The 17,137-nt window shown below is 62.3% G+C and carries 13 protein-coding genes; 7 read left to right on the plus strand and 6 right to left on the minus strand.

Annotation, left to right across the window (positions count from 1 at the left end; all coding sequences use genetic code 11):
• Positions 1–78 precede the first annotated feature (78 nt).
• From BB029_RS26180 to BB029_RS26205, 6 genes are all read right to left on the minus strand, one after another.
• Positions 79–1,137 carry an ABC transporter substrate-binding protein gene (locus BB029_RS26180; protein WP_065941389.1) on the minus strand — a complete coding sequence of 353 codons (1,059 nt, stop codon included), beginning with the start codon at positions 1,135–1,137 and terminating at the stop codon, positions 79–81.
• An 88-nt stretch (positions 1,138–1,225) separates the two neighbouring features.
• A complete protein-coding gene (locus tag BB029_RS26185) occupies positions 1,226–2,299 on the minus strand; it encodes an ABC transporter substrate-binding protein (protein ID WP_065941390.1) in 1,074 nt (357 codons plus the stop codon).
• A gap of 20 nt (positions 2,300–2,319) precedes the next feature.
• Complete coding sequence (locus BB029_RS26190) at positions 2,320–3,471, minus strand: LLM class flavin-dependent oxidoreductase (protein ID WP_065941391.1); 1,152 nt, start codon at positions 3,469–3,471, stop codon at positions 2,320–2,322.
• Positions 3,472–3,672: 201 nt separating this feature from the next.
• The gene (locus BB029_RS26195; protein WP_065941392.1) at positions 3,673–5,511 is read right to left on the minus strand and encodes an ABC transporter ATP-binding protein; all 1,839 of its coding nucleotides are present in this window, start codon (positions 5,509–5,511) and stop codon (positions 3,673–3,675) included.
• Positions 5,504–7,270, minus strand: a complete 1,767-nt coding sequence (locus tag BB029_RS26200) for an ABC transporter ATP-binding protein (RefSeq protein WP_065941393.1) — start codon at positions 7,268–7,270, stop codon at positions 5,504–5,506. The genes BB029_RS26195 and BB029_RS26200 overlap by 8 nt, the downstream gene beginning before the upstream one ends.
• A gap of 56 nt (positions 7,271–7,326) precedes the next feature.
• On the minus strand, positions 7,327–8,559 hold the full coding sequence (locus BB029_RS26205; RefSeq protein ID WP_065941394.1) for an acyl-CoA dehydrogenase family protein: 1,233 nt from the start codon (positions 8,557–8,559) through the stop codon (positions 7,327–7,329).
• 342 nt (positions 8,560–8,901) lie between these two features.
• On the opposite strand from BB029_RS26205, the gene BB029_RS26210 reads away from it, so the two are divergent.
• The 7 genes from BB029_RS26210 to BB029_RS26240 are packed head-to-tail and all read left to right on the plus strand — an operon-like array spanning position 8,902 to position 17,133.
• Positions 8,902–9,945 carry an ABC transporter substrate-binding protein gene (locus BB029_RS26210; RefSeq protein WP_065941395.1) on the plus strand — a complete coding sequence of 348 codons (1,044 nt, stop codon included), beginning with the start codon at positions 8,902–8,904 and terminating at the stop codon, positions 9,943–9,945.
• Positions 9,946–9,960: 15 nt separating this feature from the next.
• Entirely contained in the window at positions 9,961–10,689 is a 729-nt protein-coding gene (locus BB029_RS26215; protein WP_065927638.1) for a class II aldolase/adducin family protein, read from the plus strand.
• 46 nt (positions 10,690–10,735) lie between these two features.
• Complete coding sequence (locus BB029_RS26220) at positions 10,736–11,923, plus strand: LLM class flavin-dependent oxidoreductase (protein WP_065941396.1); 1,188 nt, start codon at positions 10,736–10,738, stop codon at positions 11,921–11,923.
• A 3-nt stretch (positions 11,924–11,926) separates the two neighbouring features.
• Positions 11,927–13,483, plus strand: coding sequence for an ABC transporter substrate-binding protein (locus BB029_RS26225; protein ID WP_065941397.1), 1,557 nt, complete (start codon positions 11,927–11,929; stop codon positions 13,481–13,483).
• Positions 13,476–14,534, plus strand: a complete 1,059-nt coding sequence (locus BB029_RS26230) for an ABC transporter permease (RefSeq protein WP_065941398.1) — start codon at positions 13,476–13,478, stop codon at positions 14,532–14,534. The genes BB029_RS26225 and BB029_RS26230 overlap by 8 nt, the downstream gene beginning before the upstream one ends.
• Positions 14,531–15,358, plus strand: coding sequence for an ABC transporter permease (locus tag BB029_RS26235; RefSeq protein WP_065941399.1), 828 nt, complete (start codon positions 14,531–14,533; stop codon positions 15,356–15,358). Before BB029_RS26230 ends, BB029_RS26235 begins: the two co-directional genes overlap by 4 nt.
• Positions 15,355–17,133, plus strand: coding sequence for an ABC transporter ATP-binding protein (locus tag BB029_RS26240; protein ID WP_065941400.1), 1,779 nt, complete (start codon positions 15,355–15,357; stop codon positions 17,131–17,133). The genes BB029_RS26235 and BB029_RS26240 overlap by 4 nt, the downstream gene beginning before the upstream one ends.
• The last annotated feature ends 4 nt before the right edge of the window (positions 17,134–17,137 follow it).

Below are 17,137 nucleotides of genomic sequence, written 5' to 3' on the forward strand. Positions count from 1 at the left end.
TAGGAGCCCGGCTTGCCGGCGATGGCGTTTTCACGGCTGCCATCGCCGGCAAGCCTGGCTCCTACAGGTAGGGTAGGACTAAACAGCGACGCGCGAAGTGGAACCAATGACTTTTTCCAGCACGCTGAAGTCGATCCAGTCGCGCACATCGAAGCGGCGCGGAATGAAGTTCCAGCGGAACAGGAAGTCGGTAAAATCCTGCAATGCATCGATCGAGCGCGAGTCCAGCGTGGTCCGCAGTCGACGGTGCGCATCTTCACCATAGGCGGCCGTGACCCAGTATTCGCTGGTATTGAGTTCTTTGGCGAGAAAGCGCCGGGTTTCATCCGGGTTGGCCCAGGCCCACTGCTCGGTGCGCAGCACGGTATCGACGATTTTCACGCTGGCATCGAAATGCTCTTGCAGCAGGTTGATATCCACGGTGAGGGTGCGCGGCGTGCCGTTATTGCTGCGGATCAACGGGTCAGGGTGCGAGCCAGTATCTACTACGACATGCAAGCCGAACTCATTGGCCAAGTGCACAGCGTGGGCGCCCTTGAGAAAGATCGCGTCGATATCGCCGCGCAGCAGGCCGATCAGTTCATTGTTGCGCCGGCTGAAGCGGCTGACCCCCAGTCCGATTTCGGGGCCATACACATAGGAGGTCTGGTTATCGCTGTAGGTCCCGCCATAGGGGTAATCCACCAGTTCCACGTCCGACACGTTCAAACCTTCGAGTTTGAGTGCGTTTTCCAGGCCACGCAGGGCCTGGGCACGCGTGAAGTCGATCTGTACGTTGGCCCACTTGGGCAGACCGAAACGGCGGTTTTTCAGGTCGCGTACGTTCTTGACTCCGCTCTCTGCGGTGGTCAGGATCAACTGCACCTCGTCGCTCCACGACAAGCCCAGCACGCGGGTTTCGACGCCACTGGCGTAGGCCCAGATCGCCGGGATATTGCCACCGTGGCGCACCGAATTCTGCAGGTGATGGTCATAGTGGGCTTCGCGCACTTCCCGCTCGGTGGACTCGCGCAACGATTGGATATTGGTGCCAAAGGGCAGGAAGGCTTCGGCCAGTCGCCCGGACTGCACCGCGATGCCAAGCCCGGTGGGGACCGGGCTGTGGGTATACCAGAGAGTATCGAGTGGTTTGCTCATAAAATTCTTCGTTCAAATCCATGAAATGTTCGCACATTGCAGGAGCCCGGCTTGCTGGCGATGGCGCCCGTGAATGATGCAGTAATCATTAGGAGGCCATCGCTGGCAACCCAGCTCCTGCAGGGTTGGCGTTGTCGTTGAGCACAGTGTTCAACGGCCGTGCATCGATCCATTCACGCACATCGAAGCGCTGTGGAATAAAGCGCCAACGGTGCAAAAAGTGGGTGAAGTCCTGCAGGGCAGCAATCGCCTGTTCATCCAGCTCGGTACGCAGGCGCAGGTGCGCGTCGTGGCCATAGGCGGCTGTCACCCAATACTCGCTGCTGTTGGTTTCCCTCGCCAGGTAACGGCGGGTGTCTTCCGGGTGGGTATGGGCCCACTGTTCGGCGCGCAGCACCGCGTCGAGGATGCCAGTGGCCACGTCAAAATGGTTCTCCAGCAGGTTCAGGTCGACCGCCAGCGTGCGTGGGGTGCCGTTGTTGCTGCGGATCAGTGGGTCGGGGTGGGCGCCTGTATCGATCACGATATGCAGGCCGAAATCATGGGCGTGCTGGGCGGCGCTGGCGCCCTTGAGGAAAATTGCATCCACCTCGCCGCGCAGCAGGCCGATCAGTTCCAGGTTGCGCGCGCTGACCTGGGTGTTAACCGGCGTGCCGGCTACATTGCGCACGGCGCTGTCACTGAAGGTACCGCCGTAGCGGAAGTTGACAAGCTTCACATCGCCGACTTTCAAGCCTTCCAGCGACAGCGCGTTTTCCAGGCCGCGCAGGGCCTGGGCGCGGGTGAAGTCGATTTGAACGCCGGCCCAGTCCGGCAAGCCGAAGGTGCGGCCGTTGAGGTCCTTGACGGTCTTGATGCCGCTGTCCGGGCGGGTCAGGATCAGTTGCACTTCATCCGCCCAGGACAAGCCGATCACCCGGGTTTCGCGGCCTTGGGCGCGGGCCCAGATCGCCGGGATATTGCCGCCATGGCGCACCGAGTTCTGCAAGGTGTGGTCGAAGTGCGACTCGCGCACGGCCTTGTCATTCGATTCGCGCAGGGACTGCACCTCGGTGCCCAAGGCGCCGACGGTGTCTTGCAACCAGCCCTTTTGTACGGCGATGCCCAGCCCGGTTGGCACAGGACAACGGGTATACCATAGAGTGTCGAGGGGTTGTGTCATCAGAGGTTCTCCCCCAGCGCTTAGGCGCTGGCTTTCAAAGGTTGGATCGCCGGGCGTTGGTGCACCAGCGGCAATACTTCCTGGCCAATGCGCAAGGCTTCCTCAAGGTGCGGGTTGCCGGCAAGGATAAAGGTCGAGAAGCCAGCGTCGCGGTATTCCACCAGGCGCTCGGCGATGTTTTCGTGGCTGCCCACCAGGCCGACGGTGGGTCCCGGCTTGGCCTTGGCGAAACCAGCCCAGAGGTTGGGGCCGATGGTCAGGTCGTCGAAGCGGTCGACGTTCTGGTGATAGGCGGTCTGCCGCGCGCCGCCGACTGAATCCGAACCGCTGGTAAAACCTTTGGCAACCGTACTGGTCTTGCCTTCGAGTTTGTCGAATTGGCGTCGCAGGTCTTTCCAGGCCAGCTCTTCGGTCTCACGGGCGAACAGGTCGACCCGCAGGCCGAAACGTACCGTGCGCCCTTGTTTGTCAGCCAACTCGCGTACGCGCTCGATATGCGGCTTGAGCTTGTCGATGGGCTCGGCCCAATTCAGGTACACGTCGGCGTGTTTGGCGGCAACGCCCAACGCAGCATCGGAGAATCCGGAGAAATAAACTCCTGGCTTGCGCTCATGACGCAGGCCGGTGGGCAGGGCACCGTTTTCCAGTTGGTAGATCTCACCGTCGTAGGAGAATTTTTCGTTCTTCCACAGGCCCTGGATGATGTCCAGGAATTCGCCGGTGCGCTTGTAGCGCAGGTCATGTTCGAGGAAATCACCATTGGCGCGCTGGCTCGCGGGGTTACCTCCGGTGATGATGTTCCACTCCAGGCGGCCACGGCTGAGGTTCTGCAGGATCGCGGCTTGCTGCGCGGCGTAGGCGGGCAGGGTCCAGGTGGCTTGGAAGGCGATCAGGAACTTGATGCGCCGGGTTTCGCGGGCCAGCGCTGCAGCGGCGATCCAGGGCTCAGGGCCGGTGGGCAGCAGGGCGCCTTCAAAACCTGCAAGTTCGGCGGCCTTGGCCACTTGGGCGATGTAGTCGATGTAGGTGAAGTCATCCGGCTCGCCGTTGGGTAATCGCCCCGGGGCGATATTGCCAGGTCGGTAGTCGGGGTTGCCACGGTTGTGTTTGTCGGTGGTCAGTTGCGGACCGTCGGTGCCCAACGGCAGGCGCCAGAAAAATTCAGTGCTCATGGGTGCTCCTGATTTGAGTCGTGCAAGGGGCGCAGACCTGATGCGCAAGGTCTGTGCAACGTGCATGCCATGGGCGCTTCGGCCAATGGCTACGGGGGCAACCGCACTTCAGCAGGAGAGGGCTGCTGCTGTAGCAGCAGCCTCCCAGCAACCAATGCTGGACGCGCAACATAGGCTTTCAGGGGGCCGGCACGCCGGCTCCTATAGGGCGATGGCGTCAGGTTGATGGGCGCTGCGCAGGTAGGTGTGGTACAGCGCTGCATAGGGCCCGGCCTGTCCGATCAATTGCTGGTGTGGCCCCAGTTCCACCACTTGGCCGTGGCGTACGACGGCAATCCGGTCGGCATCCCGAATCGTTGCCAGGCGGTGGGCGATGATGATTGCCGTGCGCCCCTCACACAGGCGTCGCAAGGCCCGTTGGATACGCCGTTCGGTATGAATATCCACCGCCGACGTCGCCTCATCCAGTACCAACACCGCGGGGTCCGCCAGGTACGCGCGCACCAGACACACCAGTTGCCGCTGGCCATGGCTCAGATGTGCCCCCAGTGGCCCTACTTCAGTGTGGTATTGATGGGGCAGGCGTTCCAGCACTTCATCGGCGCCCAGCTCACGGGCAGCGGCGACCAGCGTTGCATCATCGGCCTGGGGCGCGGCCAGGCGCAGGTTGTCGAGGATGCTGCCGCTGAACAGTACATTGTCCTGCAACACCACGCCCACATGGCGACGCAAGGTGTGTTGTGCCAGGTCGCGCACATTGATGCCGTCGAGTCGCACGGCGCCGGCTTGGACTTCGTAGAAGCGCGTCAGCAGTTGCACCAGGGTACTTTTGCCGTGGCCGGACGGGCCGACGATCGCCAGCACTTCTCCTGCTGGAATATGCAGGTTCAAGCCTTTGATGACGGGCGCCTGACCATAACCGAACACCACCTGGTCAAACTGCACTTCCCCACGAGCGCGTTCCAATGTGCGGGGGGTAGCGCTGTCGAGGATCTGCGGGCGCGTGTCAAGCAACAGGAAGATCCGCTGGGCCGACGCCGAACCCGTGGCGTAGCGTTCAAACAGGTCCGACAGCTCCTGCAAAGGCCCCAGGAACAGAAACACGTAGAACAGGCTTTCTGCCACCTGGCCGACACTGACGTCACCCGCCGCCAACCCATACGCACCCACCAGCAGTAACAGCGCGATGCCTGCCGAACTGAGCAGTGCGGTAAACGGTGCAAACCACGACGAGCGCAAACTGCCGCGAATCAACGCATGGTTGAAATCATCCAGCAGCACGCGATAGCGCTGCAGGTTCGGCGTCTCCTGGGCGCACTGTTGCAGCAAGCGCGCACCGCTGACACTTTCCACCAAGTGCGCAGTAAAGCGGCTGCGGTTCTCCGCGACCTTGGCCCAGTTGCGCTGGGAAATACGCTTGAAGCTCCATGTCGCGAGCACCAGCAATGGCACTGTCGCCACCAGACTGAGGAAGAACCGTGGGTCGATGCGCCAGAGCATTACCGAGGCCAGGCCGCAGCGCAGCACGGCGCCCAGCAATTCCGGCGGACCCTGGATCACCAGTGGTTCGAGGGCGTCGACATCGCGGTCGACCCGGGAAATGATGCGCCCTGCACGGGTCTGGTCGAAGTAGCTCACGCTCAGGTTCTGCACATGGGCAAACACCCGCACGCGCAAGGCATTCAACACGCGGATCGCCGCGCCGCCGGCAACAAACTGCGAGACCCCGGCCAGCAGGAAACGCGTCAGCCAACTGGCCGCCAGGCCCAGGCCCAGCCATAGCACCAGGCGTTCATCCAGCAGCCAGTGATCGGCTTGCCGGATCAGCCCTCGGTCCAGCAGCTCGCGCACAAACCAGGGCCGCAGGAATACGGTGAACACCAGTAGGATCTCAATGCCGATGACAGCCGCAATCTGCCGACGGATCGGTCGCAGTAACGGCAGCAAGCGTTTGAACATGCCACGATCGAGGGCCTTTTTCGCCAGCATTTCTTCGATTTCGATATCGCTCAAGGCTTTGCCTGGCAGCGGGTTAGCCATGGTCTATCCCCAGCAGGTCGCGGTAGTGCGCATTGGTTGATTGCAGTTCAGCATGGGTGCCTTGGGCGGTAATCCTGCCGTCATCCAGCATCAGCACGCGGTCGGCCAGCAGGATGGTCGAGAGCTTGCTGGAGATCACCAGCACCGTGGTGCCGCGCAGGTGTCGCAGGTTGTGCAGCACCTGGCGCTCGCTGATGGCGTCGAGGGCGCTGGTGGCGTCGTCCAGGCACAGGATGTCGGGTTTTCCGAGCAGCGCGCGGGCCAGGCACAGGCGTTGGCGCTGGCCGCCGGACAAGGTCACGCCCCTATCGCCGAGAGGGGTTTCAAGGCCCAGGGGCAGGCGCTGCAGGACATCTTCAGCAGCGGCTTGATGCAACGCTTCGCGCAGTTCTTCGTCAGTGGCATTAGGCGCGGTCAGGCGCAGGTTGGCCGCCAGGCTGCCGGCAAACAGGAAACTCTCCTGGGGTACCACATGCACTCGCTGACGCAGCGGGCCCAGTTGCAGGTTACGGATGTCCTGCCAGCCGTCGTTGTCCGAACCGAGCAACAGGCGCCCGGCGGTCACATCGCTCAGGCGTGGCAATAAGCTGGCGAGCAGGCTCTTACCGGTACCGGTTGCGCCCACCAGCGCGACGATTTCACCCGGCTGCAAGGTCAGCGAACAGCCGTGCAAAATGTCACGGCCACCACCGGGCGCGGTCACGCTGATCTGTTCCAGCTTCAGTCCCAGCGGGCTGGCGGGTAGGGTGGCAGCACCGCTGCGGATCGCGGCGGGGGCGTCCAGCAGTTGCCAGATGCGTTCGGCGCTGGCGCGGGCATCGGCGAAGGTCTGCATTACCCGGCCGATGCCCTCTATACGAAATACCAGGGTGGTGGCGATCAGCAGCGAAGTGACCAATTCGCCGATTCCCAGTTGACCGGTCGCCACCAGGTGTGCGCCGTATACCAGAATCCACACGTGACCCAGCGCCACCACGGCCTGGGGCAGCGGAATACGTGAGCTGGAATAAGCCAGGGCCTGGCGCGCCAACGTAGCAAACACCGCCACCTGATCGGCAAAGCCCTGGATACGCTGCTGTTCCAGGGCGAACGATTTGATCACCCGCACGCCGCCAATACCTTCGCTGAGGTCCTGGTTGACCCGGTCATAGGCGCTACCGACCGCGCGATCCAGGCTCACCAGCTGTTCGGTCTGGCGCACGAAAATCGCCAAGCCGGTCACCGTCAGCAACAGCGGCACCAGCCCCAGCAGCGGGTTGTACCAGCTCAGCAGGCCAACCGTGGCCAGCACCACCAGCGGTGTCTCTACCAACTGCCGCCAGAAGGTGATCAACGCATCGCGGACTTTGTCGGCATCACGGGTGGTGCGGGTGATCATTTCACCCATGCCGTGCTGCCAGTGATAGCCCATGTGCAGGCTTTGCACCTGGGCCAGGATGCGTTCGCGCAGGCGCGTCAGCAGTTCCTGGCTGATCACCAGCGACAACACGCTGGCGATGTATTGCAGCACGCCACGGCCCAGGGCGACGGCCAGCATCAGGCCCAGCCAGTACCAGCCAAGGCCGGCATCCAGGCTGCCGTCGCCGAGGCGTACCACGGCACGCCCGGCGCTCACGTCATTGACTGCATGGCCGATCAGCCATTGCTGCCAGACCAGGCCCAGGTTGATGGCCACATACAGCGCCGCCACCAGGATGAATCGCCAGGGCATTTCCCTATAGATCGCCAGGCTGCGTAGAAGAGGGTGTCGTTCGATCATGAAAAGCTCATTGGCATAAACGGCGTATAGGGGCACACACAACACCCTACGGTGATTTATTTGCGCGTAGCGCCCTGGGTTTCCTTGGCGTTGAGGATCGCGGTGTATTCACCGGGGTCCACGCCATTGAGGTAGTAGTTGCCCACATGGTGCAGGCGCCAGCGGATCGGGTCGTGGGTGGTGTGCACCCGGGCATTGCGCCAGAAGCGGTCGAGGTTCCATTTGCTCAGCGATGAACTGGCCCCCAGCAGCGAGAAGATATCGCTGGAGATCTTCAGCGAGGCGCTGTCCGAATGGGCACGGGCAGTGGCCACCGAAAGGATCAGCTCGTCTTGCAGCTCTTTGTTTTCCGGGTCTTGCTCATGGCGGTCAAATATCCGTGCCGCATCGCGCAGCAGGGATTCAGCGGCGCGCAGGGCCACGGCGTATTCGCCAATCTGTTTGATGATGTGCGGCTCTTCATTGGCATGGTCTACGCCGCTTTCCACCCACGGTCGAGCGTTGTGCTTGAGGTAGTCGACGGCTGCCGACAACGCGCCGGCCGCGATACCGGTATCAATGGCCGCGTGAAGGATCTGCGGGAAGGTCAACCCGGTACGCTTCATTGGGCCCTTGCGGCGTGAAACAAAATCCTCATCCAGCACGATATTGTCGAAGTTCACCGTGCCACTCACCGAGTTGTTCTGGCCGAAGGCGTCCCAGTCGTCCACCAGGGTCAGGCCTGGCGTGTTGCGGTTGAGCAGTACGCCGGCACCGCCGTCATCCGAGGCGGCCGTGAGGGAGATCCATTCGGCCAGGTAAGAGCCCGTGGAGTAAAACTTGCTGCCATTGAGTACCAGGGCGCCGTCCTCGCGGCGTTCGACGCGGGTCTTGAGGGCGAACTTGTTCTTGCCGCCTACCTCCGCCAGGGCGTTGCCGAAACGCTTGCCAGCCAGGACATCGCTGACCAGCCGATCGCGTACCGCATTCGGGTAACCGTTGAAAATCCCGCGCAGCATCACATTGTGGATTTGCAGCAATTGCCCGACGCCGCCGTCGGCCACCGAAATGATGCGCACGGTTTCGACGATGGTTTGCACTGATGCGCCCAGGCCGCCCAAGGCCTTGGGTACACCGATGGCGGTGATGCCGCTTTCGGACAGCAATTGCGCCTGGCGCCAGGGCAGTTGGCCATTTTGCTGGGTGTCGGCGGCAATGCTGGCGATCTCCACGGCGATTTCTCTGGCGGCGGCGATGGCCTCGGCTTCGCTGTGCAGGTGGCGGGCGGGCGCCTGTTCATACGTTGTCATTCATTCATCCTTTGGTTTGCCCCGTTCCTCTATGGCTGTGCGTCATCGTTGACGAACATCGCCGGCAAGCCGGCTCCTGCGGGGAGGTTGGTGTTGGGAGGGCTTGAGCAAGTTCTGCGCCAACGAGCAAAACCCTGCTGTATGGGGGAAGGGACGCGTCGGTTTGCTGCTGGGGAAGCAGCGTCGTGAAACGGCTGCTGGAAGAGCAGCAGTGCTGTTGGCAGGCCAGCAGTCGCGTTTGGATGTTTGTTTCGATGCCCTTGTAAACCGGGGCTTTGAGCGATTGGCACGCCCTCTGCAATACCCCCCTTTACTGACTTGCCCAATTTAATGGAGCTGCCCATGACCCTTTCCGCTGTCCTGCCCACGCCTGAGCTTGAGCAGATCTGGTTTACCCGTTGCCCGGTGCCGACTGCGTCCGGCATCGCCTACAAGCTGGGCTGGTTGAGCGAGGAGTTCGCCTCCGACGGTCTGCCGGTGTCCACCTTGCAGGAGGCGCGTCAGTTGGGCCGGCACCACTACGATCACGATTTGCCGGGGCTGTTTCGCGAAGGCGGCAACGTCCCTGCATTGGCCGCACGTGCTGCGGGTGCGCCGAGCCGCTTGATCGGCCTGACCTGGATCGAGGAATGGCAGACCATCCTGGTCCGCCCGGACTCCGGCATCACCCGTCCCGCAGACCTGAGGGGCAAGCGCCTGGCCCTGCCAGCCTGGGGTGAAAGCCGTCCCGGCAGCATCGCCCGCGCCATGAGCCTGCATGGCTATAAGGGCGCATTGAGCCTGGCCGGACTGGGATTTGATGATGTGGAACTGGTGGAAGTGGCATTGCAGGACCAGGAACAAGCGCCTGACCCGCAGCAAGGTTTGCAGCGCTTGTGGTCCGGCCTGGATTACCTGGTGCGTGGAGAGGTGGATGCGGTTTACGTCAAGGGCGCTTCGGCGGCCGACGCCGCACGCCGCCTGGGGCTGGTGGTGGGGATCGACTTGGACCTGATCGCCGAGCCGCGCTACCGCATCAACAACGGCACGCCGCGTCCGATCACCGTTCACCAGAGCCTGCTGGACAACCACTTTGACCTGGTGGTGCGCTTTCTCGCGCAAACCCTCAGCGCCGCCGATTGGGCGGCCAACAACCGCGACAGCCTGAACGCCATTCTAGAAGAAGAAACTCGCGCCGGCAGTGCCGGTGTGGCCGAGGCTTATCGCGGTGATTTCCACACCACCCTGGCGCCGGACCTGTCTGCCCAGCGCCTGGAATTCCTCGATATCCAGAAAGATTTCCTCTACCTGCACGGCTTCCTGGAGCGCGATTTTGCCATCGCTGACTGGGTCGACCCGCGCCCCCTGCAAGCTGCCCATGAACTGTTGGCCAAGCGCCGCGCCTGAATCCGGAGAATCCCCATGACTGCCATTGCCCACACACAACCGATCAGCCAGGAACTGCAAACCTTCATCGACAAGGTCCTGCTGGAAGCAGAAGAAGCCTTCACCGTGTTCCGTGAAACAAACACCATCACCGCCGCTGGGACGGTCGGCTTTATCGAGCGCGTACCTGGCCAGGAACTGTTGGTATCGGTGAACTACGCAGGCCCGTGGAACTACCGCAAACCGCTGCAAGCCACGGTTACCGACTTTGCCGGCAACGTGGTTTTTGGCAAGGGCAAGGGCGGCCTGGGGCGCTACACCAAGCTGTTCCAGCAACACCCGGATGTGACCACCGTGTCCCACGTGCATTCGCCGTACCTGGGCGCCTGGGCCCAGACCCACCGCACCTTGCCATTCCATTACGTGCCGGTGCAGCGCTACCAGTTGGCCCGTGAACTGCCGGTGTATATCGACCGTCGCCAGCAGGAAGTGGATTTCATCCTCGACAAGATCGCTGAGAACCCCTTCAACCTGGCGATCCTGGAGGCCAATGGCGGCTCCACCGTGTGGGGCAAGCAAGGCCTGCGCGCCACCGCCGAATTCATCCTGTTGCTGGAGGAGGGCGCACAACTGCAATTGCTTGCCGATGCACTCGGTGGCTCACGGGCCTACGGGCCGGGCGTGTTGACCCAGCAATGGAAAATGAGCGGCCTGTTCGAACAAGCCACGGCACTGGGCCTGGTCCCGGCCATCGACCGCCGTTAACGCCTTACCAGTTCCCACAGGGTTCTCTATTTCCAGGATGTTTTTTATGGCTGTAAAAATTCTTTGGTACTTGACCACGCCCGATGGCCCCTATCCATGGGAGCCTCAAGGCCGTTGGAACACTGATTTCCAGCACCTCAAGCAGCTCGCCGTGGCCAGTGATCGCCTGGGCTACTACGGTTCGCTGCTCGGTTCCAGCCCCAATGAAAGCCTGGCGGTGGCCGCGTCGTTGATCGACGCCACCCAGCGCCTGCGTTTTCTGGTGGCGCAGCACCCGGGCGAGTTATCGCCAGCGGTGTTGGCCAAGTGGGCACTGACCTTCGACCAGTTCTCCAATGGCCGCCTGCTGTTCAACGTGGTTAATGGCAATGACGCGGGCCTGGCGACACTTGGGGTGCACTACCCGCATGACGAGCGATACGCCTTCAGCCTGGAATACTGGCGGGCATTCCAGGGTTTCTATGCCGGCGACACGCGTGGCTATGACGGTGAGTACGTCAAGCTCGCACCGCGTTCGCCGGGCGCAGCCAACCATCCACTGGGCGGCTGGCATCCGCCTTACCAGAAGCCGGGCATCCCGTTGTGGGGCGCCGGAACCTCAGGGCCCGGCGTCGAGCATTCGGTGCAATTGCTCGACGTGTATCTGAGCTTCGCCAACACTCCGCCAAAACTCGGCGACAAGTTTCGCAAAGTCGCCGCTGAAGCGGCGAAGATCGGCCGCGAACTGACCTTTGGCACACGCCTGCAAATCATCGTGCGCGAGACCGAGGAAGAAGCCTGGGCCCACGCCGAAAGACTCCTGCAACGCACCTCGCTGCAAACTGCGCGCAACGCCATCGAGCGCCAGTTGCCGGCCGGTGTGAGCCTGGAAGATTTCCACAGCGACGACCCACAGACCCAGCGTAACGTCGAGACCATTCGCGCCGGGCGTTTGCCGACCGCGCGTGAGCTGGAGATCTATCCTAACGTATGGCTTGGCCCGAGCCTGTTCGGCTTCAATATCCTCGGGCCGGGCGCCGGTACCTACTTGGTGGGCAGCGCGGAACAGGTCGCCGAGCGCATCCGCGAATACGAAGCCCAGGGTACTTCCGCGTTCATTCTGTCTGGCTTCCCGCTGATCGATGAAGCCCACCGCGTGGCCGACCTGCTGTTCCCACTGCTGGACCTGGACCATGGCTTTGAAGCGCCGCGCCTGGGTGTCAGCCAAAAATCGCCGCAGCGCCAAGAGGCTTGAACCATGAGTGATGGATTTTCCCGCCGGGTGTTTCTCGGCAACAGCTTGGCCATCGGCGGTGGTCTGCTGTTGGGCGGCTGCGACAGCGGCGCGACGACTCAAGGTGCCGCCGTACTGAGCGCTAAGCCCGTCAGCGGTGGACGCCTGCGCGTTGGCATTATCGATGGCGATCAGTCCGGCAACCTGGATGCGCATAAACCGGTGGGCGGCGGGATCATTCGTGGCTGGGCGCTGTACAGCAAGTTCTGGGAATGGAACACCGATGTCAGCACGCGCCTGGCCCTGGCCGAGTTCGCCGAACCGAATGCCGACGCGAGTGCCTGGACTATCCGCATCAAGCCGGGCCTGGAGTTTCACCATGGCAAGACCATCGGCGCTGACGACATGCTGTTTTCGTTGTTGCGCCTTACCGATCCCAAGCTGGCATCGCCGTTTGCCGGCCTGGTCGGTGCCATTGATCGCAATGCCTTACGCAAGCTGGATGAGCGCACCATCGAAATCCGCTTCAAGCAAGGCCAGAGCTTCTTCCCTCTGGATGAAACCCTGATCAGCTTTGGCGGCATCGTCCCCACCGACTATGACCCCATCACCAATCCGGTAGGTGCCGGCCCTTACAAGCTCAAGCGCTTCGTACCGGGCCAGCGCTCGTTGTACACGCGGTTTGAGAATTACTACAAACCCGGCCAGCCTTATGCCGATGAGCTGGAAATCATCGAGTTCAAGGACCAGGTCTCCCGTGTTGCCGCGTTGCGCGCCGGACAGATCGATGTGGCCAGCGGTGTGCAGGCCGAGCACAGTGCGTTGCTCAAGGCCGACTCACGCTTGTCGTTGTGCGTGTCGCCAAGCACTTCGTTTACCGGTTTCAATCTCAACCTGGCCAAGCCGCCCTTCGATGATGTGCGGGTGCGCCAGGCGTTTCGCTTGCTGGCGGATCGGCAAGAGCTGGTGGACCGTGGCCTTAACGGTTTCGGTCGCGTTGCCAATGACCTGTATTCACCTCACGATCCCACCTACAACCATGCGATTGCTCAGCGGCCGTATGATCTGGAGCAGGCCCGTTCGCTGCTGCGTCAGGCCGGGCAGACGGATTTGCGCGTGGAACTGACCACCACGCCTGGGCCCGGTGTGAACGCCGCTCTGGTGCTTGCCCAGCAAGCGAAAAAGGCCGGTGTCGAGATACGCGTGAGCCAAGTGGATGGCGCTGTGTTCAACGGCCCGCAGCGTGAGCAGTGGCAAGTGTCGCCGGGTTCTACGCCGGCCCGGGGTTTCCTGGCCTCGGCACTGCACAACGACGCGCCTTTGGCGATCTACAACCGCAGCAACTTCCATGACCCGCGTTTTGATGACCTCTACCGTGAGGCCCTTGCGCAGCCAGACCTGGAGTTGCGTAAAAGCCTGGTACACGAGGCCCAGCAGATTCAACACGAGCGCGGCGGATTGCTGATTTGGGGCTTCAACGATGTGCTGGACGCTGCCTCGGTCAAGGTCGGCGGTTTGGCGCCAGAGCAGACCACCTTCGCTTCCTGGCGGTTTGACGAACTGTGGTTGAAGCATGCTTGAGCCGTCTACCAACCCTCCACGCACGCCTGCTTGGTTGTCATGGTTTATCGGGCGCCTGGGTTACGGCCTGCTGACGGCCTGGGTTATCAGCCTGGTGGTATTCATCGCCACTCAGGCACTGCCATCCGACCCCGCGGGGGTGATCCTCGGCCCGGACGCGCCGCTGGAAAGCATCCTTACCCTGCAACACCAGTTGGGGCTCGACCAGCCAATCCTGTGGCAATACCTGCGCTGGCTCGGCAGCGTCTTGTGCGGGGACCTCGGGGTTTCCCTGGACTCCAACGCGCCGGTCAGCCACATCCTGTGGGGGCGTTTGGGCTACACACTGGCGTTGCTAGTCGGAGTGATCACCGTGGTAGTGCCTGGCGCACTGGCCCTTGGCGTGGCCCTGGCATTGCGACGCGACAGCTGGCTGGATCGCTGGAGCCTGTCGTTGCTGATCTTTCTGAAAGCCACGCCGGGGTTTCTGTTGGCGATTGGCCTGGTATTGCTGTTTTCCATGCCACATATGGATTTCTTACCCGCGGTATCGATCCTGGATCCCGACCTGTCGCTGCTGCGCCAACTCAAGTCGCTGGTATTGCCGATATTCGCCTTGAGCCTCACTGCATTGCCGTACCTCACGCGCATGGTAAGGGCCGCCGTGATCGAGGCCCAGGAGTCCGACTACGTGATTGCCGCCAGGCTACGCGGCATTCCGCAGCGGCGGATTGTCTGGTGCCACACGTTGCCCAATGCGCTGGTACCGGCGATCCAGGGTGTGGCGCTGACCTTGCGTACGTTGATCGGAGGCGCCGTGCTGGCGGAAGTCATCTTCAGCTATCCCGGTATCGGCACCGCGCTGAACGCCGCGATCCAGATGCGCGACCTGCCGATGATCCAGGCGATTGTGCTGGTGATCACCCTCGCGGTGGTGCTGATCAACCTACTGGCCGACCTATTTACCGTACTGCTTACACCCAAGCTGCGCACCGCACGGCGGGTGACCCTGATTCAACGCAACCGAAGGGGAATAACCCCGTGGTGGCGCCGCTCCCGAGGTGATGCATGAGTGCCCGTCGATGGTTGGCCGAACCACAAACACGTAAGGGCGCGTTGATCACTTTGCTGGTGGTGGCCGTGGCGCTGTCAGGGCCTTGGTTGGCACCTCACGGGTCGACGGACATGGTCGGTCCTGTCTACGGCGCGCCTTCAGGTGACGCGTGGCTAGGGTATGACTTCCTGGGGCATGACGTGCTGTCGCGGTTGCTCAGCGGTGGTTTGTCGGTGCTGTGGATGTCGGTCGCAGCCGCTAGTATTGCACTGGCGGTGGGTACTACGTTGGGGTTGCTGGCGGGTTTGTCGCGTCGGCGCCTGGATCAGTTTATTACCTGGTCGGCGGATGTGTCCCTGGCGTTCCCCGACCTGATTCTGGTGCTGCTGATTGTGTCCATGTTGGGGCGCGCACCGTGGTTGATCGTGCTGACAGTCTCCATCGCCTTTATACCGGGCGTTATCCGTTTGGCGCGGGCGAGTGCGGTAGCAGTGGCAGGTCAGGAGTTCGTTGAAGCGGCGCAAATGATGGGCTATTCGCGACGCCGAATTCTGTTCAAGGAGATCCTGCCGAACATCCTCACGCCGCTGCTGGTGCATTTCGGCAACATGCTGACCTGGGGCGTGGGCATGCTGTCGGGCCTGAGTTTTCTTGGCTACGGCGTGGCGCCACCCACCGCTGACTGGGGGCTGATGATCAATGAAAACCAGGCCGGCCTGCTGGTGCAACCCTGGGCCGTATTGGCTCCGGCGGTGCTGATCGGTGTGTTTGCCTACGGCACCAATATTTTGGCTGAAGGCATCGGCCGCAGCAGCGCAAGGCTGGGAGACAGACAAGCATGAATGTGATTACCGAAATCGAAGCCGGGGTGTTGCAGGTCCGCGACCTGCGGGTGGAATTGCCGGGGCATGTGGATGTCGTGTCGGGAATCTCGTTCAGCCTGGCTGCCGGGGAAATTCTCGGTTTGGTGGGGGAGTCGGGCTCGGGCAAGACCACCTTGGCGACTGCGTTGCTGGCACATGCCCGGCGCGGTGCACGGATTGTGGGCGGACAGGTGCACGTAGGTGACCAGGCATTGTTGAGCCTGGAAGGCGACGCCTTGCGCCGTGCTCGTGGCAGCCTGATCGGTTATGTCGCCCAGGACCCGGCCACCGCGCTCAATCCGGCACTGCGCATCGGTCACCTGTTGCGTGAGACCTTAGCGGCGCATCCTTCCGGGCTTGACCGCGAGGCGCAACAGCAGCGCCTCATCGAGACCCTGCGTGATGTCGGCTTGCCGGACGATCACGGGTTTCTGCGGCGCTTTCCCCATCAACTGTCCGGCGGCCAGCAGCAACGGGTGATGCTGGCGCTGGCTTTTGTGCTGCACCCGCGCCTGATCGTGCTGGACGAGCCAACCACTGCGCTGGACGTCAGCACCCAGGCGCATATCCTCGCCACGCTGCGTCGGCTTTGCAAAAGCCAGGGCGTAGCGGCGGTGTATGTGTCCCACGACCTGGCGGTGATCAAGGACCTGGTGGACCGGGTGATGGTGATGTACGCCGGGCGCATCGTTGAAACGGCGACGCGGGATGAGTTGTTCAGTCGACCGTCCCATCCCTATACCCGAGGGTTGCTGGCGGCGATTCCGGATGTGGCGGGACGGCGCGAATTGACGGCGATTGCCGGGCATGCACCGGCGCCAGGGCGTCGGCCCCAGGGGTGCAGTTTCGGGCCGCGCTGTGAGCGGTTTACGGCTGGGTGCGCGGTGGCTGAGCCGTTATTGCAGATGAACGCGGCCGGTCGTGGGGTGGCTTGCCTGGCGCCTCACGATCAGGCGTTACAGGTCAAGGCACTCGCGCCAATTGCGGCCTTGAAGGGCCGGGTAGAGCGGTCACTGTTGTCGGTCAGAGGCTTGAACGTCGCCTATGACCGGCAGGTGTTGTTCGATGTCTCGCTGCAGGTGCAACCGGGTGAATGCCTGGCGATTGTGGGTGAGTCGGGCTCGGGCAAGACCAGCCTGGCGCGGGCTATTGCTGGCCTTGGGGAGAATGCCGAGGGGGCACTGGACTACGCCGGCCGGCATTTACCGTTGCACGCCCGCCAGCGCGATGCAGGCCTGCGCCACCAGATTCAATACATCTTCCAGAATCCATATCGCGCGTTGAACCCACGGCAAACCGTGTACCAGACTCTGAGCGCGCCACTGGCGCATTTCTTCGGCGTAAAAGGGGCGCCAGCACGGGAGCGAGTGGAAGCCGTGCTCAAGCGTGTGTCACTGCCGGGATCAGTCGCCGGCCTCTATCCCCACAGCCTGTCAGGTGGTGAACGCCAGCGAGTGGCCATCGCCCGTGCGCTGTTGTGCGAGCCCAGGTTGCTGATCTGCGATGAAATCACCTCGGCATTGGACGTATCGGTACAGGCGTCGATCCTGGACCTGCTGCGCCAGCTACAGCGTGAAGGATTGACGATGTTATTCGTCACCCACGACCTGGGCGTGGTGCGCGCGATTGCTGATCGGGTGCTGGTGTTGAAGGTCGGAAGGGTGGTGGAGCAGGGGGCCGTTGATGATGTTTTGGATCAACCACAGGCGGCCTATACGCGCACGTTGCTGGAGCATTCGCCGTCGTTGGGGTGAATGG

It is taken from the genome of Pseudomonas sp. S3E12 (genome assembly GCF_001702295.1).
Taxonomy (GTDB): Bacteria; Pseudomonadota; Gammaproteobacteria; order Pseudomonadales; family Pseudomonadaceae; genus Aquipseudomonas; species Aquipseudomonas marginalis.

Bases quoted from the DNA above. Each gene is read 5' to 3' on its own strand.
- BB029_RS26200 (WP_065941393.1), bottom strand. From the start codon at position 7,270: ATGATCGAACGACACCCTCTTCTACGCAGCCTGGCGATCTATAGGGAA.
- BB029_RS26185 (WP_065941390.1), bottom strand. From the start codon at position 2,299: ATGACACAACCCCTCGACACTCTATGGTATACCCGTTGTCCTGTGCCA.
- BB029_RS26180 (WP_065941389.1), bottom strand. From the start codon at position 1,137: ATGAGCAAACCACTCGATACTCTCTGGTATACCCACAGCCCGGTCCCC.
- BB029_RS26190 (WP_065941391.1), bottom strand. From the start codon at position 3,471: ATGAGCACTGAATTTTTCTGGCGCCTGCCGTTGGGCACCGACGGTCCG.
- BB029_RS26230 (WP_065941398.1), top strand. From the start codon at position 13,476: ATGCTTGAGCCGTCTACCAACCCTCCACGCACGCCTGCTTGGTTGTCA.
- BB029_RS26225 (WP_065941397.1), top strand. From the start codon at position 11,927: ATGAGTGATGGATTTTCCCGCCGGGTGTTTCTCGGCAACAGCTTGGCC.
- BB029_RS26210 (WP_065941395.1), top strand. From the start codon at position 8,902: ATGACCCTTTCCGCTGTCCTGCCCACGCCTGAGCTTGAGCAGATCTGG.
- BB029_RS26220 (WP_065941396.1), top strand. From the start codon at position 10,736: ATGGCTGTAAAAATTCTTTGGTACTTGACCACGCCCGATGGCCCCTAT.
- BB029_RS26205 (WP_065941394.1), bottom strand. From the start codon at position 8,559: ATGACAACGTATGAACAGGCGCCCGCCCGCCACCTGCACAGCGAAGCC.
- BB029_RS26195 (WP_065941392.1), bottom strand. From the start codon at position 5,511: ATGGCTAACCCGCTGCCAGGCAAAGCCTTGAGCGATATCGAAATCGAA.
- BB029_RS26235 (WP_065941399.1), top strand. From the start codon at position 14,531: ATGAGTGCCCGTCGATGGTTGGCCGAACCACAAACACGTAAGGGCGCG.
- BB029_RS26240 (WP_065941400.1), top strand. From the start codon at position 15,355: ATGAATGTGATTACCGAAATCGAAGCCGGGGTGTTGCAGGTCCGCGAC.
- BB029_RS26215 (WP_065927638.1), top strand. From the start codon at position 9,961: ATGACTGCCATTGCCCACACACAACCGATCAGCCAGGAACTGCAAACC.